This window comes from Sorangium sp. So ce185 (assembly GCF_051526825.1).
In the GTDB taxonomy this organism is placed as follows: domain Bacteria; phylum Myxococcota_A; class Polyangia; order Polyangiales; family Polyangiaceae; genus Sorangium; species Sorangium cellulosum_D.
In genome coordinates this window covers 8,774,072-8,791,780 of the sequence record NZ_CP150316.1, presented here as the reverse complement: position 1 = coordinate 8,791,780, position 17,709 = coordinate 8,774,072, and the positions used below count along the sequence as shown (strand labels likewise).

Sequence of the window (17,709 nt, the reverse complement as noted above, 5' to 3'; positions counted from 1 at the left end):
GTCCAGGCCATCGCTGACGATACGCGTCGCGGGTCGGTGATAACACGCACGAGGGACGCCCCTCTACTCCTCTTGCAGACTTCTGCCCCGTGCGGCCGCCCGCCTGGCACGGAGCCCGCGGCCGCGCATCGGCAGAGCTCGGGCGCTGTGATCCGCTCACGCACCTCCGCGTCCGCGCGCGTGGTCTGCTTCACCAGGCAGCTCGCCCGGCGTCGGCTGGGCCTCGGGCCGCGCCGCCCCGCGGACCTTCTCGTCGAGCGACCGGAGCGCCTGGCCGAGCTCCGCGATCTGCGCCTCGATCGCCCGGATGCCGAACGCGCTCTGCGTGGTCGCCTTCGCGAGCGGCGCGACGAGCCGCTCGACGAGCGAGAGGTGGTGGCCCACGAACTCCGACACCGATCGATCGGTCTCGACCTTCACCTCGACCTTCGGCTGCGCCACCCCCTTGAGCGCCCCGGAGAGCCGCTCGAGCTCCGGCGCGAGCCATTGCTTCACCTCCCGCGCCCGCCCGTCGCCCGCCTGGGCCGCCGCGGCCGCCTTGCCGATCGCCCCGCGGATGCCCTCCAGCTGCTCGCCGAGCATCGAGAGCGTCCCGGTCACGCGCACGACGGGGTCGTCCTCCTTGCCGCCCATGCGCTTGATGCGCTGGTACCCCTTCTTGATCTCGTCCCACCGCGCCTGCCGCTCGGGCGAGAGCCGCCCGCGCAGCTCGCCGAGCTTGAGCAGGTTCTGCTCGGCGCCCGTCGTCAGCGTCTGCGACTCGCTCACGTAGTGATCGTCGATGAGCCGCTCGATCTCCTCGGGCGTGTGCGCCGACACGACCTTCTCGGCCAGCTTGTTCATGTTGCGGTAGCTGCCCTGCAGCTTGAACGGCGGCTCGGTCCGGAACGCGTCGTCCTGCGACGCGCTCCGGATGTACTCGAGGTTCACGGACAGGAGCACCCTCTGCACCCGGAAGAGCCGCTCGAGCACGGCGACGATCTCCGCGACCTCCGCCGCGGCGTAGGCGTGCTCGAGCTCCGTCGCGGCGATCGCCTCGCCCCGCGCCATCCGGATGAGCTTGTGCGTGTCCCCCGGCGCCCGCCCCGAGAGCGGCGCGAGCGTCGGGTTCGAGGTGAGCGCGTTCTCCAGGTAGCTCAGCGCGAAGAGCTCCTCCTTGCCGTCGAGGATGTCGCCGAGGTTGTACGTGTCGGCCCGGTTCGACAGCATGTCGGGGATCTGGAAGCGCGCGCCCGACTCCGTGTACGGGTTGCCCGCCATCACCACGCAGAACTTCTTGCCGCGCAGGTCGTACGTCTTCGTCCGGCCCCGCCACACGCCCTCGACCCGGCGCTGCCCGTCGCAGAGCGAGATGAACTTCTGCAAGAGCTCCGCGTTCGTGTGCTGGATGTCGTCGAGGTAGAGCATCACGTTGTTGCCCATCTCGAACGCCAGGTTGATCTTCTCGACCTCCTGCCGCGCGGTCGCGTTCGGGGCCTCGGCCGGGTCGAGCGACGTGACCTCGTGGCCGAGCGACGGCCCGTTCACCTTCATGAACACGAGGCCGAGCTTGCTCGCGACGTACTCCATCAACGTCGTCTTGCCGTAGCCCGGCGGCGAGATGAGCAGCAGCATGCCCATGAGGTCGGTGCGCTTCACGTCGCCCGCGGCCCCGAGCTGCTTCGCCAGGTTCGCGCCGACGAGCGGCAAATACACCTCGTCGATGAGCCGGTTGCGCACGAACGACGTGAGCACCCGCGGCGCGAACTCCCCGAGGCGCAGCCGCCTTCGCTCCCGCTCCGCGATCTCGCTCCGCACCTTGCGGTAGGCGCGGTAGCGCGGCGCCCGCTCGCGCAAGAATGCCTCGATCCTGCTCAGGAACTCGTCGAGCCGGAGCGCGAGCGCGCGCTCCTTGATGCGCGGGTGCTGGCCGAGCAGCCCCTCCACGCGCGCCTCGGTCACGGCCCCGCTCGGCTCCCGCTCGAGGTGCCGCTCCGTCACCAGCACGACCGCCGCCTCGAGCGCGAGGTGCCCCATCCGGGCCCACGGGGGTTTGGGGGCAGAGCCCGGCTTGCCGGGCGAGCCCCCATCGTTGACCGCGTCCCGCGCCGTGAGCCCCCGCAGCCACGCCAGCGCGAGCTCCAGCCGCTCGGCCGGGTGCTTCTCGAGCTGCCGCAGGTCGTCGTCGAACGCCGCGCGGCTCCCCTCGAGGTCGAGGCGCGCGAGCAGCGCGTCGCGCAGCGCGAGCGCGGCGTCGCTGGTCACGAACCGCGGGCGCTCCGCGGCGAGCTCCTCCACGAGGTACCGCGCCGCGCCGCGCACGTCCGCCGCGCCGCTCACGTCCGCCGTGAGCCGGTGCGCCGCCGCCGTCGCGGCCACGCCCTCCGCGAGCTCGGCCGCGAGCGCCGCCCGCGCCTCGCCCTCGCCGAGCTGCGCCGCGAGCCGGCCGAGGCTCCGCGCCCGCCGGTGCGCGAGATCCCGGGCGCGCGGGTCGAGCCCCGCCCAGTGAAGGCAGGCGAGGGCCCGCGGCGCGCTGCCGAAGCGGAGCAGCCCCGCCGTGGCGCGCAGCGCGAGCAGCTTCTCCAAAATGAGCGCGGCGTCCGCGTCGTGGACGCCGCGCTCGTAGCCCTCGTCGTGCCGATCGGCCGCGTACGCGCGCACCGCCGCGAGCAGCCCGCCCGGGCCGAGCGACGCCTCGCGCAGCCGCTCGATCGAGAGCCCGCCGCGCCCGGCCTCGGCGTCGAGGAGCATCGAGCCCGCGAGGAACTCGCCCCGGTAGACGTCCCCGGTCTCGCTCACGAGCTCCTGGCCCCAGAGGTCGCGCGCGCTCTCGAGCGCCGGATCCTCGATCGGCTCGAAGAAATCGGTGCCGGTGAGGTGCAGCGCGAGCCCGTCGCCGTGCGGGACCAGCGTGAGCTCCAGGGCCTGCGTGCTCACGTTGAAGCGGTGGCGGCCGAGCTTGATGACGTCGCCGCCGCCCTCGAACAGGTCCTCGCGGTCGCGCAGCGCCCGGAGCGCGTCCTGCCGCGCCGACTTGAGCCGCGCCTCGACCTCGTCGCCCTTCACGCTGTCGCCGAGCGCGTGCAGGCTCGCCGCGAGCTCGCGGATCTTCGCGACCATCGCGTCGGACGCGAAGTACGTGTTGAGCTCGTCCACCGTCGCGAACGTGCGCGCCCGCCGCGAGACCCCCTGGACGATCCGGTCCGCCGCGGCGACGAGGTTCGCGACGCGCCGCTGCCGCTCGTCGAGCAGCGCCTGCCGCCGCGCGGCGACCGCGTCGTTCACCTCCTCGCGCTTCGCCGCGAGCTCGCCCAGGAACTCGTCGAACTCGCCGAACTTGCCCTCGAGCTCCTCGAGCTGGACGAGGAGCTTCGAGAGCTCGGCGTCGCAGCGCTCGGGCGAGTCGCAGACCGCGAGCGCGCTCGCGACGCTCTGGCCGAACACCTTGAACTGGGCGCCGAACTCGGCGCGCCCCTCGGCGCCCCGGAGGTCCTTGCCGCGGGCGCCGAGCGTGGCGCGCGCGCGGTTGAGCTGCGCGTAGACCTCGCTGATCCCCTCCAGGATGCGGGTCCGCGCCGTGGGGTCGTCGACCTTGAGGCCCGCCACGATGTCGGCGAGCACCGAGAGCCCCTCGCTCACCGCGTCGAGGTCCGCGGCGAACGGCGCGAGCTCGGACGATTTCGCGACCGCCTCGATCTTCGCGATGAGGCCCGCGAGCCGGTCGGCCAGCGGCCGGAACGCGTGGTCGCCGAGGAGGAACGCCACGCACGCGCGGCTCACCTCGTCGGACCGCCCGACGATCTCGGCCTCGAGGGCGTCGACGCGGCCGAGGTCCATGTACTTGAGCTCGCGGAGCGTGATGAGGTGCCCCCGCTGCCGCCGCAGCGCGGTCAGGGCCCCGAGGAACGCGTCGACGGTCGCCGCGTCCTCCGGCCGGACCCCGCCGAGCAGCTGCCGCTGCGCCGCCTCGGTCTCGGCGAGCGCGCTCGCCGCGCGCGCCTTGATGGCCTCGACCTTCTCGAACTCGTCGACGATGCTCTCGGAGACGGCCCGGAGCTCGTTCACGGTCGACAGGAGGTCGCCCGCCTCGGCGTGGCCGAGCCAGTAGAAGGCGTCGGTCATCCGCTCGGCGGTCCGGATGAGGTCCTCGTACGTCTGGCGCGTCGGCGACGCCTCGAGCGCGGCGCGCCGCATGCTGAGCGCGTCCGAGATGCCGCGCACGAGGTCGGCGTTGCCCACCTTGGCGAGGTACGAGCCGTCGGTCGGCGCCGACGCCGCGAACTCCGCGGTCATGAACGGCGTCTGCCAGATCTGCATCGGGTGGACGCGGGTCGGCTCCTCGCTCGCGGCGCGGAAGATCACCATCTTGCCGTCGTCGAAGAGGCTGTACCCGTGGCACTGGATCGGGGTCGCGATCTCCTTGCGGATCAGGTTGTACGGGAAGAGCACGTAGCGCCCCTCCACGACCTGGTGGAAGACGTAGAGCACGTCCTCCCCGTTCGGCGAGCGGATGACCCGCTCGAAGACGAGGCTGTCGGTGCTGCCCTCGAAGCGCTTCGTCTCGCCGGTGATGAGGTAGTAGCCGTTCGGGAAGACGATGCCCTGCTCCTCGGGGAGGCTCAGGCAGGCGAGGCCGATCGCGTCGATGCGCGCGACCTTCCGGGTGCGGCCGTTGTAGACGAGGTAGCGGTACGACGGCTCCCGGAACGGCTTGATCTTGAGCAGGATGAGCGGCCCGAGCCGCGCGTACTGGATGTCGGCGTCGTCGAGCGCCTGGCCCGCGTCGTCGACCGGCTCGCGGTAGATACCGAGCCCCGTGGCCGTGTTGTTCTCGACCTTGACCGTGAGGTCGCCGCCGACGGTCTCGACGAAGATCTCGCCGAGGATGGCGACGTGCGGGTGCTTGCCCTGCACGTGGTCGTCGCGCGTGGTCTGCGTCCAGGCGAAGTCGTGCGCCCGCGGCCGGACGTTGTCCTCGTCGCCGCGGGAGTCGAGGTACCGGATGCGCCCGGTCGCGTCGATGCTCCAGCGGAACACCTTCGCGTCGCGCTCGGTCGCGCCGACCTGGAAGATGGCGAGCAGCCTGCTGTCGCTGCGCCGGAGCTGGAGCAGCCGCGGCTCCTTGACGTAGCGGTGGAGGTCCTTGAACTCCTTGACGAAGGCGGGGTCGCCGAGGAACGCGTCGCCCTCGTCGAGCGGCACGTGCGTCAGGTCGAGGGCGCCGCCGTCCTTCGCGAAGCGGTGGAGGCTGAAGACGTCGCCGACGTTCACCTCCTTGAGCCCCATGAACACGAGGTAGCCGACGAGCAGCTTGCCCCGGATGCTCACGATGTCGCGCGGCAGGCAGTTGTTCTCGGTCCGGACGCGCGCGTTCTCGAGGAGCGCGAGGTCGGCGCCGCCGAACACCTGCTTTCGCCGCGCGTTGAGCGCCTCGGCGCGGCGGCCGAGCTCCTCGGCGCGCTCGACGAGCCGCCGGCGGATGACCTCGTAATTGCCCCCATCGAGCGACTCTGCCGCCTGCGGGGGGGGAGCCCCCGCGGTCTGGGCCGCGCCGTCCAAGGCCCCTGTCGACACCATGCATGCTCCGTGTGGTCAGGCTCGAGGCCCGCCCCCGCATCGAATCCGCGCGGGCCTCGGCTCGCCAGCGGCCAGGTTACCGCCGTTCGCCGCGCCCGGGGGGCGAGATGGCGATCGCGCGCCCGGGCGGGGCGGCGCGGTCGCGTCCCCGGCGCGCGCCCTGCCCGGGCGCGCTGTGGAGCACCGCACCGCCGGCGCGCGCCGGGATGTCAAGCTCGCTCTGCCCCCCGCCGGCCCGCGCGCCGCCCGCGGATTTCATCGCCTCCCGGCGACCGGCGCGTCGTAATGCCGCTGCGGCGTCAAATCCGCTTGCCGCACGGGGGGTGTTGCGTTGCGATGTGCCGGTAACGAGGGCGACCTACGCGCGCATACGCGCGCGAGCGCTGTGCGGCGCGCGCCCACGCCGCCTCCGGCGGCGCACCCGAAGGCCGGGGCGCGCCTGTGCCTGTGGCGGCGCGGGCTGAACAACACGACGCTCTTCAGCGAGTTGGGATGGTGGCATCAATGCGCTTGGGAAAGAGACTTACTTCTTCCGTGCTCCTCGTCCTGCTTGCCGGTCCGCTCGCCGCCTGCGGGGACGACGGCGGCGGCGGCAACGGCGGCGCGGGCGGCGGCGTGGGCGGTGCGGGCGGCAGCGGCACGTCGGGCACCGGCGGGACCGACGACAGCTCCGGGGCGTTCGGCGGGTTCATCGTCGGGCCCGGGGGGACCGGCGGCAGCGGGGGCGATCCGTGCGAGTCGCCGGATCCTCCGCCCGAGTGCGACGCGGTCGACGCGGCGTGCGGCGACGGCGAGATCAACCAGGACACCGAGGCGTGCGACGACGGCAACAGCCTGCCCGGGGACTGTTGCTCCGGCGCCTGCAAGGTGGAGCCGTACTGCGAGTGCCCGCCGGGGGAGCCCTGCCGCACGACGATCGCCTGCGGCAACGGCGCGATCGAGCCCGGGGAGAGCTGCGAGGACGGGAACACGGCCTCGGGGGACGGCTGTGACGATCGCTGCCAGCGGGAGCAGGGCGACTGGATCTGCCCGAGGCCCGGGGAGCCGTGCTTCCGGCTCCACTCGTGCGGCGACGGGCGCGTCTCGGGCGGGGAGACCTGCGACGACGGCAACGCGGTGGGCGGGGACGGGTGCTCCGAGGTCTGCGCGCTCGAGGACCCCGGCAACATCACCTGCCCCCGGCCGGGGCAGCCGTGCAGGCCGGTCGAGCGCTGCGGCGACGGCCTGCTGCGGCCGAGCGAGCAGTGCGACGACGGCGGCGTGGCGCCGGGCGACGGCTGCTCGCCGAGCTGCCAGGTCGAGGCCGGCTGGGCGTGCGAGGACGGCGTGCATTGCGTCTTCACGGTCGTCTGCGGCGACGGCCAGATCGGCGTGGGCGAGGGATGCGACGATCGCAACACGGTCTCGGGCGACGGGTGCTCCGCCACGTGCCAGACCGAGCCCGGGTTCGACTGCGCGCGCGCCGGGCGCCGCTGCACCGCCGTCTGCGGCGACGGGATGGTCGTCGGGCGGGAGGAGTGCGACGACGGCCGCACGGACGACGGCGACGGGTGCAACGCCGCGTGCGAGTGGGAGGACGGTGTCGTGTGCGAGCCCGCGCCCGGCGGCTACATCTGCCGCGACACGGTCTGCAACGACGGGGAGCCTGAGGGCTCCGAGCCGTGCGACGACGGCAACAACACGATGGGCGACGGCTGCACGCCGTTCTGCCAGGTCGAGCCGGACTGCGGCGAGACCGGCTGCACCTCGGCGTGCGGCGACGGGCTGCGCCTGGGCGGCGAGGCGTGCGACGACGGCAACACGGCGGACGGGGACGGCTGCTCGTCCACGTGCACCGTCGAGCCGGGGTACAGCTGCACGAACGGCGTGGCGCTCGGCGACGAGCTCCGCGTGCCGATCGTGTACCGCGACTTCAAGGAGAACGCGCCGAACTTCGAGCCCGACACGAATCCGCCGAACGCCGTCGTGACGGGCATCGTGCAGAACCTCCTCGGCGCGGACAACAAGCCGCAGTTCGCGGCGGCGCGGCCGAACGCCTTCCTCACGAACGCCACGGATTTCAACCGGTGGTACAACGACTCGGACCTCTCGAAGACGGTCGTGGACTGGCTCACGCTCGACCGGATCGGGACGTCGGACGTGTTCCTCTTCGAGGATCACGTCTTCTTCCCGCTCGACGACCGAGGCTGGCAGGACCCGTCGCTGCCGGCGGCGCAGCGCGAGGCGAGCCGCGCGGCGGGCGATCCGTTCAACAACTGGGCGAATGCCGGCAACCACAACTTCTACTTCACGAGCGAGGTCCGCTACTGGTTCGAGTACCACGGCGGGGAGCGGCTCGATTTCTACGGGGACGACGACGTCTGGGTGTTCCTCAACAACCGGCTCCGCATCGACCTCGGCGGCATCCACGCCCCGATGGGCACCGGCGAGATCGCCGGGGTGGCGGACAACCGCGGGACGGTGCTCATGGATGAGCTCGGCCTCACGGTGGGTGGGGTCTACGAGGTCGTCGTGTTCCAGGCGGAGCGCCACGTCACGGGGTCGAGCTACAAGCTGACGCTCGGCGGCTTCAACGCGGCGCCGTCCCGCTGCGAGCCGGTGTGCGGCGACGGGATCGTCACGCCGGACGAGGAGTGCGACGACGGGAGCGAGAACGGCGCGGGGTACGGCAAGTGCTCCACGAGGTGCGAGCTCGGGCTCTACTGCGGCGACGGTGTCCGGACGACGCCGTACGAGATCTGCGACGACGGCGCCAACCTGGGCGGCTATGGCTCGAACGCCTGCGCGCCGGGGTGCGTTGCGGCGCCTCGCTGCGGCGACGCGGAGATCGACAGCAAGTTCGGCGAGACGTGCGACGACGGCGTGAACGACGGCCGGTATGGCGGCTGCACGACGGACTGCCTCGTCGGGCCGCGGTGCGGCGACGCGCTGGTCCAGATGCCGGACGAGACGTGCGACGACGGCGTGAACGACGGTCGCTACGGCGGCTGCACGCCGGAGTGCCGCGACGCGGGGCAGTGCGGCGACGGGGTGACCCAGGACGAGTGGGGCGAGGAGTGCGACGACGGCGTGAACGACGGCAGCATGGGGTGCCTCGGCTGCCGGATCGGCGCGGTCTGCGGCGACGGGGTGCCCCAGCAGGACCTCGGCGAGCAGTGCGATGACGGCAGGAACGACGGCGGTTACGGCGAGTGCGCGCCGGGTTGCGTGTACGGCCCGCGCTGCGGCGACGGCGTGACGCAGATGCCGGAGGAGGAGTGCGACGACGCGGAGAACGACGGCGGCTACGGCGAGTGCGCTCCGGGCTGCGTGTTCGGTCCGCACTGCGGCGACGGCGTGCGGCAGCAGCCGTACGAGGAGTGCGACGACGGCAACACCGCGAGCGGCGACGACTGCAGCGCGACGTGCCGCACCGAGGTCAAATGACCCGGGTCGAACCGTGATCGAGAGGAGCGCGCGGCGGCTCGGGTGAGCCGCCGCGCTGCGCGCCGCCGGGGATCACATCGTCCAAACGACCCGGTTGAGCCGGAACACGCCCGCCTCGAGCGGCACCCAGGGCAAGAGCTGGACGAGCCAGCGTGGGGTGACTCCAACCCACTGCGGCGCGGACGTGGTCGTATTCGCTGGCTGGCGCGCGGCGCGCTCGCTCAGCGAGTGGGCTCCATCGTTCATGACAAACTCTTCCTAGCGCTCTGACGCGTGGGGGGGAGGCATGTCTCGGTCAGGGCCATTATGATGTACTATTCCCCCTGACAGCTTCAACAGGACATGCCCTATCTCGTCTACTTTCCTCCTGTAAACTAGAGGCTTCTACGTCATGGTAGAATGAGACAAAGTGCTTGCGCTGGCTTTCCGTTATGTCAGATAGATATCCGTTGATGTTTCAAGAGCGGCGTCCGCTGCCCGCTCGAGGTCCTCACGACCGTCGAGGACGCGTGTAGGCGCACCGTCGCACGTCGTCGCATCGTAGAGGCACCATGTCGAACGTCACACGCCGCTGGTTCGAAGACAACGCAGAGTCGATCGGCCGCACGCCGCTCGTGCGCCTCCGTCGCGTCCTCGACGGCGCGAGCGCGCTCGTGCTCGCCAAGATCGAAGGGCGCAATCCTGCCTATTCGGTGAAGTGTCGCCTCGGCGCGGCGATGGTGTGGGACGCCGAGAAGCGCGGGCTCCTCGGTCCGGGGAAGGAGATCGTGGAGCCGACGAGCGGCAACACGGGGATCGCGCTGGCCTTCGTCGCGGCCGCGCGCGGCTACCGGCTCACGCTCACCATGCCCGAGACGATGAGCATCGAGCGGCGCAAGCTCCTCGCGGCCTACGGCGCGAACCTGGTGCTCACCGAAGGGCCGAGGGGGATGAGCGGCGCCGTCGCGAGGGCGGAGGAGATCGCCGCGTCGAACCCCGACCGGTACGTGCTCCTGCATCAGTTCAAGAACCCGGCGAACGCCGCGATCCACGAGCGCACGACGGGCCCCGAGATCTGGGAGGACACGGACGGGAAGATCGACGTCCTCGTGTCCGGCGTCGGGACCGGCGGCACGATCACGGGCGTCTCGCGCTACATCGAGAACACGAAGGGCAAGGCGATCACCTCCGTCGCGGTCGAGCCCACGCACAGCCCGGTGCTCACGCAGACGCGCGCGGGCCAGCCGCTCAAGCCCGGGCCGCACAAGATCCAGGGGATCGGCGCGGGCTTCGTGCCCGACGTGCTCGATCTCTCGATCGTCGATCAGGTCGAGCTGGTGACCAACGACGAGGCGGCAGCCTATGCGCGGCGGCTGACGCGGGAGGAGGGCATCCTCTCGGGGATCTCGTCCGGCGCGGCGGCGGCGGTCGCGGCGCGGATCGCGAAGCGCAGGGAGAACGAGGGCAAGACGATCGTCGTCGTCCTCCCCGATTCGGGCGAGCGCTACCTGAGCACATCGCTCTTCGACGGGCCCTCCGACGAGGGGGGGCTCGCGACGTGAGCGCGGCCGATCGCGAGGCCGATCGGGGCTCTCCCGCGCCGGCCGGGGCTCCCTGGGCGCTCGGCTCGGTGGTCGCGGAGCTGCGCGCGGCCGCCCCGGACACCGGCGGCGCGCGCCGTCCGCTCGGGCGACCGCCGGCGCTGCCGTCGCGCGAGGTGCTGGTCGGCATCGCCCGCGACCTGCGCGCGGCGTTCTTCCCGGCGCACTTCGGGCCTCCGGATCTCACCGACGAGGGGACCGACTACTTCGTCGGGCGGACGCTCGACGCGGCGCTGCTCGCGCTCCACGAGCAGATCCGGAGGGGCCTCGGCTTCTCTCGGGATCTCGACGCGCGCGAGCTCGCCCGGCGCGAGGGCCGCGCGGCCGAGATCGTGCGCGGTTTCGTCGCTGGCCTCCCGGCCGTGCGGGCGCTGCTCGAGACCGACGTACGCGCGGCGTTCGAGGGGGATCCGGCGGCGACGAGCATCGACGAAGCGGTGTTCTGCTATCCGGGCATCACCGCGATCTTTCACCACCGGATCGCGCACCTGCTCTACACCCTCGGCGTACCGCTCATCCCGCGTATCCTCTCCGAGATCGCCCACGCCGAGACCGGCATCGACATCCACCCCGGCGCCCACATCGGCGCGAGCTTCTTCATCGATCACGGGACGGGCGTCGTCATCGGGGAGACGTGCCGGATCGGCGATCGCGTGCGCCTCTACCAGGGCGTCACGCTGGGCGCCAAGAGCTTCCCGCTCGACGGGGGCGGGAACCCCATCAAGGGCATCGATCGCCACCCCATCGTCGAGGACAACGTGGTCGTCTATGCCGGTGCGACGATCCTCGGGCGCATCACCATCGGTCACGGCTCGAGCATCGGCGGCAACGTGTGGCTCACGCGCAGCGTCCCGCCGAACAGCCGGATCAGCCAGGCCAACGTGCGGAGCGACGTCTTCGAGGACGGCGGCGGCATCTAGCCCCGTCCCCTGCGCGCCAGCCCGACCCGACCGACGGCGGAGGCGATCTCCTCAGCAGCCGGGGTCGGATTCGGTCCAGACACCGCCGGTACAGGTCAGATCGCTGACGCACGCGCCGCCCTCGTCGTAGCGGCACCCAGCCCCCTCGTCCGAGCACGAGCCGCCGGCCGTCAAGCCTCCCCGCGGGCACGTCTTCGTGGCCGAGCAGGTGCGGACGGTGGCCCACGAGCCGTCCTTGCAATGGCTATCGTAGTCGCACCCGGCGTCGTGGAAGCTGCATTCCTCGCCTGCGCTGCACGCCCCCCTGGGCGGCCCTTGCAGGACTCCGCACTCGGCCGCGCCCGCTTCATCACCCCCGGCGGCCGCTTCATCACCGCCGGCGGCCGCTTCACGACCATCGTTGGCTTCGCCGCCGCATCCAACGAGCATATGAGCCATCAAGATCGCTGTCGCTGGTCGAATCATCATCGCCTCCGATCACGCCTCCAGTCAACAAGCGTGCCACTCTTGAACGAATGATAAGACCGCGTTTTCGGGCCGACTCTGCCGCGAGTGTGCCGCTGTGTGCCCACGGCTATGTGTGCCATGGCAACGGCGGCATGACCGGATTAGGCCGTCCAGGAGGCCGCGCGGCTCGCGAGCAGCCGCCGACGCCGGGACGCTGGATCGTGCGATCGACGCCGCGGGTTGCGCTGGGCCGCCGCGTGATCTAAGGACAGGAGCTCGCCCGTTCCGGGCACTCCGTGCTTCATTTTTGTTTTGTTAAGGAGGTCTTATGAATTCTTTCACCACGCGTCATCGGTTTGCCTTCTCTGTGCTCTTCTTGTGCGTCCCGCTGCTGGCCGGGGCGAATGACGACGGCTGCGGCCAGGCTGTCCCAGAGGTCGACGGCGTGGACAGCGCGCCCGCCGAGCTCGTCTCCGCGGCGGCCGGGGGGATCAAGCCCGGCCGCTGTAGGCCGACCGGCTGTAGCGGCCAGGTCTGCGCGGACCAGGTCGTGTACACCACGTGCGAGTGGCGCGAGGAGTACGCGTGCTACGGCGACTACGGCATCTGTGAGCGCGACGCGTCCGGCCAGTGCGGCTGGCGACAGACGCCGGAGCTCGCGGCGTGCCTCGGCGGCGGGGGCGTGCTGGAGGCGGCGCCTGGCGGCGGCCCCGGGCGCTGTGTGGTCACCGGCTGCAGCGGGCAGGTCTGCGCGGACCAGGACGTGCTCACGACGTGCGAGTGGCGCGAGGAGTACGCGTGCTACGGCCAGCACGGCGTCTGCGAGCGCGACGCGTCCGGCCAGTGCGGCTGGCGGGACACCCCCGAGCTCGACGCCTGCCTCGCATCGGCCTCGGGCATCTGAGCCTCGCGCGGGCGGGGGGCCGGGGCGCCCCGCGGCCGGGCGTCAGCGCGAGGGGGCGCCCCCGGCCATGGCCTCGCCGCCCCGAGCGCCCGCGCGCTTCAGGAAGGCGCCCGGCGTGAGCCCGACGAGCTCCCGGAAGTCGGCGATCAGGTGCGCCTGGTCGTAATAGCCCGCGTCCGCGGCGATGCGCGCCCAGTCCTTCGAGCTCGCCGCCCGCCGCACGGCGCGCTGCAGGCGAACGGTCCGCGCGAAATCCTTCGGCCCGATGCCGACGCTCTCCGTGAAGGCGCGGCGAAGATGCCGCGCCGTGACGCCGAGCCGCTCCGCCACGCGCTCCACCCGAACCTCGCCTCCTTCGAGCAAACGAACCGCGCGGCGCGCGAGTTGTGCCGACGCCGGCTCGAAGGTCTCGTGGGTACGAAGGGCGATCGCGTGGGAGAGTCGGTCGAGCACCTCCGGCACGCTTCGCGCCTCGAGGAGATCGAGGCAGAGGTCGCCGCCAGTGCGGCCCCAGAGGTCTTCCAGCGGGACGATCCGGTCCGTCAGCGCGTTCGCCGCCACGCCCAGCAGCGGCGCCGACCAGCCTGGCTTGAACTGAAGCATCACCGCCTGCGCGACGCCGGTTGCGTTCTTGAACAGCGCCCGCGTCCGCGGGCCCGCGACGGCCACATCCCCTCTCCGACCCTCCTCGAACACTCGAAAGACAAGGGTCGTTCTCCCGTTGGGCAGCCATTCAACGTCGAGTGCGCGTCCAGCGACCGGTGCGACAGCGCGAACCTCCTCGACGAAGCGGGAGAGCGAGAACGTCGAGGCTGCAGAGTCCATGGCGCGCGGCACCCTCGCAGTCTCGCGCGCGCACCGCGGCCGGTCAAGCCGGCGCGGGAGGGCCGACGAAAATGTCCGGTCCTTCCAACCGGAGGGCGGCGACGGGAGGTACGAAGGCGGTGGCGGTACGGAGTGAGGCCGGGGCGTCCCGATGGCGCCAGGGCCCTCTTCACGGGGCCGAGCCCACGAAAGGAAATCAACATCATGAGCAAACCGACTCCCGCAGCCGACATCCCTCGCGCACCCACGCCGGTCCTCTCGGTCAGCCCAGTCGTGCTGCCGGCCCCCGGCCGCGCCGTCGATCTCCAGGTGCGCGTCTCCGCGCCCGTGACCGGAAGCGCGCTGCCCATCCTCTTGCTCTCGCACGGCCACGGCCCCTCCAACCACCTCTCCTCTTTGAACGGCTACGCCCCACTCGCCAATTACTTCGCGGCACACGGCTTCGTCGTGATCCAGCCGACCCATCTCGACTCGAAGACGCTCCCGTTCAGGGGCTCCGATCACCCCGAGGCGCCGCTGTACTGGCGATCGCGGGCCGAGGACATGAAGCGCATCCTCGACCAGCTCGACGCGATCGAGGGCGCCGTCGCTGCCCTCGCCGGGCGTCTGGACCGAAGCAAGGTGGCCGTCGTCGGGCACTCGATGGGCGGGCACACCGCGAGCCTGCTGCTGGGCGCGCGGCTCAAAGATCCCCACGACGGGACGGAAGTGAACCTCGCCGAGCCTCGGATCAAGGCGGGCGTGCTGCTCGCCGCGCCCGGCAGAGGCGGCGACGCCCTCAGCGAGCTCGCGGCCAAGAAGTATCCTATCTTCTCGACCATCGACTTCTCCACGATGACGGCGCCCGCGCTCGTGATCGCCGGCGATAAAGACGCCTCTCCCCACCTGACGGTCGCAGGCGCCGACTGGCACGCCGATCCCTACTTCCTCTCCCCGAGCCCCAAGTCCCTGGTCACCCTGTTCGATGCAGGGCACGGGCTGGGCGGCGTCTCGGGATATGACGTCGCCGAGACCACGGACGAGAACCCCGAGCGAGTGGCCGCCGTCCAGCGCCTCACCTGGGCCTACCTCCGCGCCGAGCTCTACCCCGGAGACCCCGCCTGGCAGGAAGCGCAAAACGCGCTGACTGGCGCGGCCAACCCGCTCGGACGGGTCGAATCCAAGTAAGCGGGGCCGCCGAGGTCAGCGCTTCGAATCCATCCAGGCGGTCACGGCCGCGGTGAACCGCTCTGGCTCCTCGAAGAACGGCTGGTGCCCGCTGCGCTCGAACAGGTGCGGCGTGAGCGTGGGCAGCGTCGGCGCGACGCCTTCCCAGAGGACGTGAGGCATCGCGTAGTCGTAGCGCCCGAGCGCGAGGAATATCGGGACGCGCAGCGAGCCCGAGTCGACCCGGATGTCCCAGGACGGCGCGAGCCTCCCGAGGAGATGGGCGAAGAACTGGGGCTTGACGTCCGCCTCCGCGAACAGCGGGGCGGCGTCGATGCGCGGGTCGAAGAAGCGCAGGGGCGTCTGCGCGAGCATGGCGTGGCCCGGCGGCGCGTCCTTGGGCAGCCTGGACAGGTTGTCTCGCAGGATCCTCTTTCGCTCCTCCGACGCGTCCTCCTCGAAGAACGACGCAGAGCGCGCCGAGAGCAGGGCCATGTCGCCGCTGGGCGGCGTGCCCACCGCGATCACGTGCGAGACGCTCCCGGGGCAACGCCGGCCATACTCGACCGCCAGCGCGCCGAGGATCGAGTGGCCCAGGACCGCGATCCGCTCGAGCCCGAGCGCGGATCGGACGGACTCCAGATCTTCGGCGAGCGCATCGAAGGTGAGATCGACCGGATCGCCGGTCGATCGTCCGCTCCCCCGCAGGTCGACGTAGACGAGCTTGAGGCGGTCGCTCAGCTGCGCCGGCATCTGCCGCTCGTAGGGCCGTGTGCCGATGCTGGACAGGACGAGGCACGCGGGCCCATGGCCCTGCACCGAGTAGAACAGCTCAGCCCCTTTGACGGAAATGAACACGGTCTTCCCTCCCGGCGGTCCTTGGCGAGGCCACGCACCCCGCGCCCGACCGACGCCGCAGGCTACCAGAGTCCCCGCGCGGACCGCGAGCACGACCGCGGCTGGAGGGCGGACGAGCCGGCGGCCACGTGAAGCGCCACGACGGCGCCCGATGGGCAGGCGAGGGGGCCGAGAGCCAGCGGCCCACGACGCTGGCTACCCCGGCTGTCCGCCCAGCCGCGTCACCGCCGTCGATCCCGCCTCGATCCCGCGCCGCAGGCACGCCGCCTCGCCCGCGCCCTCGAGCTCCGCGGCGATGAACCCGGCCGTGAACGCGTCGCCGGCCCCGGTCGTGTCCACCACCTCCACCAGCGGCGCCGGCGCGTCGAGGCGCACGCCGCGCCGCCCGCCGAGCGCCGCGCCCCGCGCCCCGCGCTTGATGATCACCCGCTCGAAACAGGCCCCCAGCGCGATCATCTGCCCGGCGAGGTCGCCGGTGCCCGAGAGCGCCTCCGCCTCGTCGGCATTGGCGAGCAGCGTCGACATCCCCCTCGTCCACTCGAGGAAGGCCCCGGCCCCCACCTCCCGCAGGAAGCTCACCGACGCGGCGTCGATGGCGACCGGGATGCCGCGGCTCCGCGCCTCTCCGGCGAGCCACAGCACCGCCCGCCGAGGCCCCTCGGCGAACAGCGAATACCCCGAGACGAGCACCAGCCGCGTGTCGTCCAGGAGCCATAGCGGCATGTCCGAAGGCTCGAGCGCGAGGTTCGCCCCTCGATCGGTGAGGAAGCTCCGCTCCCCGTCGGCATCGACGAGGACGACCAGCACGCCCGACGGCTCCCGCGGATCGGCCGCCAGGATGGCATCCACCTGGCAGCCCTTGAAATAGGCTTCGAGCTGCGGCTTGTCGCTGGCCCCCACCCGGGCGACGAACGACACCCGCGCTCCCATCGCGCCGAGCCACACCGCCTGGTTGGCCCCCGAGCCTCCCGGCCGGCGCTGGATCTTGGCGCGCCGGTCCGAGCCGCGCACCAGCGGCCCCTCGGGGCGGACGATGACGTCCGTCATCACGTCGCCCACCACGAGCACGCGGCCGCCCTCGCTCATGCCTTGGCCTTCGTCTTCGCCTTCAGCTTGCTCAACGCCACCGCGATCTCCGCCGCCACCGCCGCGTTGTTCTCGACCAGGGCGATGTTGGCGACGAGGCTCTTGCCGCCGGTGAGCTCGACGATGCGCTTCAAGAGGAACGGCGTCAGGTCCTTGCGGCTCACGCCCTCGGCCTCGGCGCCCTGGATCGCCTCCTCGATCCGCGCCTCGATCTCCCGGGCGTCCAGGGCATGGCTCTCGGGGATCGGGTTGGCCACAAGGACCCCGCCCAGGCCGAGCTCGAACTGCAGCGCGATGACCCTGGCCGCTTGCTTGGCGCTCTCGATCCTGTGGTCCACCTTCTGCCCGCTCTGCCGCGCCCAGAACGCCGGAAAATCCCCGGTCTTGTAGCCGAGGACCGGCACGCCCTTGGTCTCGAGCGTCTCCAGCGTCTTGGGGATGTCGAGGATCGACTTGGCCCCCGCGCAGACCACCGCCACCTGCGTCCGACTCAGCTCCTCGAGGTCGGCGGAGATGTCGAACGTCGTCTCCGCGCCGCGATGCACGCCGCCGATACCGCCGGTGGCGAACACCCGGATGCCGGCCCAGGCCGCCGCCATCATCGTGGTCGCCACCGTCGTCCCGGCGACCTCGCCGGACACCAGGAGCGCCGCCACGTCGCGCCGCGAGGCCTTGGCCGCCTTGCCGCCCGCCTTGGCCAGCCGCTCGAGATCGTTCGCCTTCACGCCCACCCGGAGCTTGCCGTCCATGACGGCGATCGTCGCCGGCACGGCCCCGCTCCGGCGGACCACCGCCTCCACGCGCTGCGCCATCCCGAGGTTCTGCGGATGAGGCATGCCGTGGGTGATGATGGTCGACTCCAGCGCCACCACCGGCCGGCCGGCCGCGAGCGCCTTCCTGACCTCGGAGGAGATGGAGAGGTGGTCCTTGATCGACACGCTGAAATCCTCCGGCTGCGAGG

The 17,709-nt window shown here is 71.8% G+C and carries 12 protein-coding genes; 5 read left to right on the top strand and 7 right to left on the bottom strand.

Translation table 11 applies throughout. The features are described 5' to 3' along the window. Positions 1 to 156: 156 nt before the first annotated feature. The gene (locus tag WMF26_RS32130) at positions 157 to 5,556 is read right to left on the bottom strand and encodes a DNA repair ATPase (protein ID WP_437995822.1); all 5,400 of its coding nucleotides are present in this window, start codon (positions 5,554 to 5,556) and stop codon (positions 157 to 159) included. Positions 5,557 to 6,048: 492 nt separating this feature from the next. Here WMF26_RS32130 and WMF26_RS32125 point away from each other — a divergent pair, with 492 nt between their 5' ends. Beyond that, positions 6,049 to 8,982, top strand: coding sequence for a DUF4215 domain-containing protein (locus WMF26_RS32125; RefSeq protein WP_437995821.1), 2,934 nt, complete (start codon positions 6,049 to 6,051; stop codon positions 8,980 to 8,982). Between the two features lie 72 nt (positions 8,983 to 9,054). Here the strand turns inward: WMF26_RS32125 and WMF26_RS32120 are convergent, their stop codons facing one another. Beyond that, positions 9,055 to 9,228, bottom strand: a complete 174-nt coding sequence (locus WMF26_RS32120) for a hypothetical protein (protein WP_438002512.1) — start codon at positions 9,226 to 9,228, stop codon at positions 9,055 to 9,057. Positions 9,229 to 9,533: 305 nt separating this feature from the next. Here WMF26_RS32120 and cysK point away from each other — a divergent pair, with 305 nt between their 5' ends. Both cysK and epsC read left to right on the top strand, forming a co-directional pair. After that, the gene (gene cysK / locus WMF26_RS32115; protein ID WP_437995820.1) at positions 9,534 to 10,523 is read left to right on the top strand and encodes a cysteine synthase A; all 990 of its coding nucleotides are present in this window, start codon (positions 9,534 to 9,536) and stop codon (positions 10,521 to 10,523) included. Beyond that, positions 10,520 to 11,482 carry a serine O-acetyltransferase EpsC gene (gene epsC / locus WMF26_RS32110; protein ID WP_437995819.1) on the top strand — a complete coding sequence of 321 codons (963 nt, stop codon included), beginning with the start codon at positions 10,520 to 10,522 and terminating at the stop codon, positions 11,480 to 11,482. The genes cysK and epsC overlap by 4 nt, the downstream gene beginning before the upstream one ends. A 51-nt stretch (positions 11,483 to 11,533) precedes the next feature. Here the strand turns inward: epsC and WMF26_RS32105 are convergent, their stop codons facing one another. Next, on the bottom strand, positions 11,534 to 11,911 hold the full coding sequence (locus WMF26_RS32105) for a hypothetical protein (RefSeq protein ID WP_437995818.1): 378 nt from the start codon (positions 11,909 to 11,911) through the stop codon (positions 11,534 to 11,536). Positions 11,912 to 12,257: 346 nt separating this feature from the next. On the opposite strand from WMF26_RS32105, the gene WMF26_RS32100 reads away from it, so the two are divergent. Further along, positions 12,258 to 12,833 carry a hypothetical protein gene (locus tag WMF26_RS32100; RefSeq protein ID WP_437995817.1) on the top strand — a complete coding sequence of 192 codons (576 nt, stop codon included), beginning with the start codon at positions 12,258 to 12,260 and terminating at the stop codon, positions 12,831 to 12,833. A 42-nt stretch (positions 12,834 to 12,875) separates the two neighbouring features. On the opposite strand, the gene WMF26_RS32095 is transcribed toward WMF26_RS32100, so the two are convergent. After that, positions 12,876 to 13,502: a helix-turn-helix domain-containing protein gene (locus WMF26_RS32095; protein WP_437995816.1), complete on the bottom strand. Its 627-nt coding sequence runs from the start codon at positions 13,500 to 13,502 to the stop codon at positions 12,876 to 12,878. A 360-nt stretch (positions 13,503 to 13,862) separates the two neighbouring features. Here WMF26_RS32095 and WMF26_RS32090 point away from each other — a divergent pair, with 360 nt between their 5' ends. Next, the gene (locus WMF26_RS32090) at positions 13,863 to 14,825 is read left to right on the top strand and encodes an alpha/beta hydrolase family protein (protein WP_437995815.1); all 963 of its coding nucleotides are present in this window, start codon (positions 13,863 to 13,865) and stop codon (positions 14,823 to 14,825) included. Positions 14,826 to 14,840: 15 nt separating this feature from the next. Here WMF26_RS32090 and WMF26_RS32085 read toward each other — a convergent pair whose 3' ends face one another. From WMF26_RS32085 to WMF26_RS32075, 3 genes are all read right to left on the bottom strand, one after another. Beyond that, positions 14,841 to 15,662 carry an alpha/beta fold hydrolase gene (locus tag WMF26_RS32085; RefSeq protein WP_437995814.1) on the bottom strand — a complete coding sequence of 274 codons (822 nt, stop codon included), beginning with the start codon at positions 15,660 to 15,662 and terminating at the stop codon, positions 14,841 to 14,843. Positions 15,663 to 15,857: 195 nt separating this feature from the next. Beyond that, positions 15,858 to 16,748 (bottom strand): carbohydrate kinase family protein, encoded by an 891-nt coding sequence (locus WMF26_RS32080; RefSeq protein ID WP_437995813.1) that lies wholly within the window; start codon positions 16,746 to 16,748, stop codon positions 15,858 to 15,860. Further along, positions 16,745 to 17,686 (bottom strand): pseudouridine-5'-phosphate glycosidase, encoded by a 942-nt coding sequence (locus WMF26_RS32075; RefSeq protein WP_437995812.1) that lies wholly within the window; start codon positions 17,684 to 17,686, stop codon positions 16,745 to 16,747. Before WMF26_RS32075 ends, WMF26_RS32080 begins: the two co-directional genes overlap by 4 nt. Between the last annotated feature and the right edge of the window lie 23 nt (positions 17,687 to 17,709).

Coding starts and splice junctions, on each gene's coding strand:
- WMF26_RS32130 (WP_437995822.1), bottom strand. CDS start 5,556: ATGGTGTCGACAGGGGCCTTGGACGGCGCGGCCCAGACCGCGGGGGCT.
- WMF26_RS32125 (WP_437995821.1), top strand. CDS start 6,049: ATGGTGGCATCAATGCGCTTGGGAAAGAGACTTACTTCTTCCGTGCTC.
- WMF26_RS32120 (WP_438002512.1), bottom strand. CDS start 9,228: ATGAACGATGGAGCCCACTCGCTGAGCGAGCGCGCCGCGCGCCAGCCA.
- cysK (WP_437995820.1), top strand. CDS start 9,534: ATGTCGAACGTCACACGCCGCTGGTTCGAAGACAACGCAGAGTCGATC.
- WMF26_RS32105 (WP_437995818.1), bottom strand. CDS start 11,911: ATGCTCGTTGGATGCGGCGGCGAAGCCAACGATGGTCGTGAAGCGGCC.
- WMF26_RS32100 (WP_437995817.1), top strand. CDS start 12,258: ATGAATTCTTTCACCACGCGTCATCGGTTTGCCTTCTCTGTGCTCTTC.
- WMF26_RS32090 (WP_437995815.1), top strand. CDS start 13,863: ATGAGCAAACCGACTCCCGCAGCCGACATCCCTCGCGCACCCACGCCG.
- WMF26_RS32080 (WP_437995813.1), bottom strand. CDS start 16,748: ATGAGCGAGGGCGGCCGCGTGCTCGTGGTGGGCGACGTGATGACGGAC.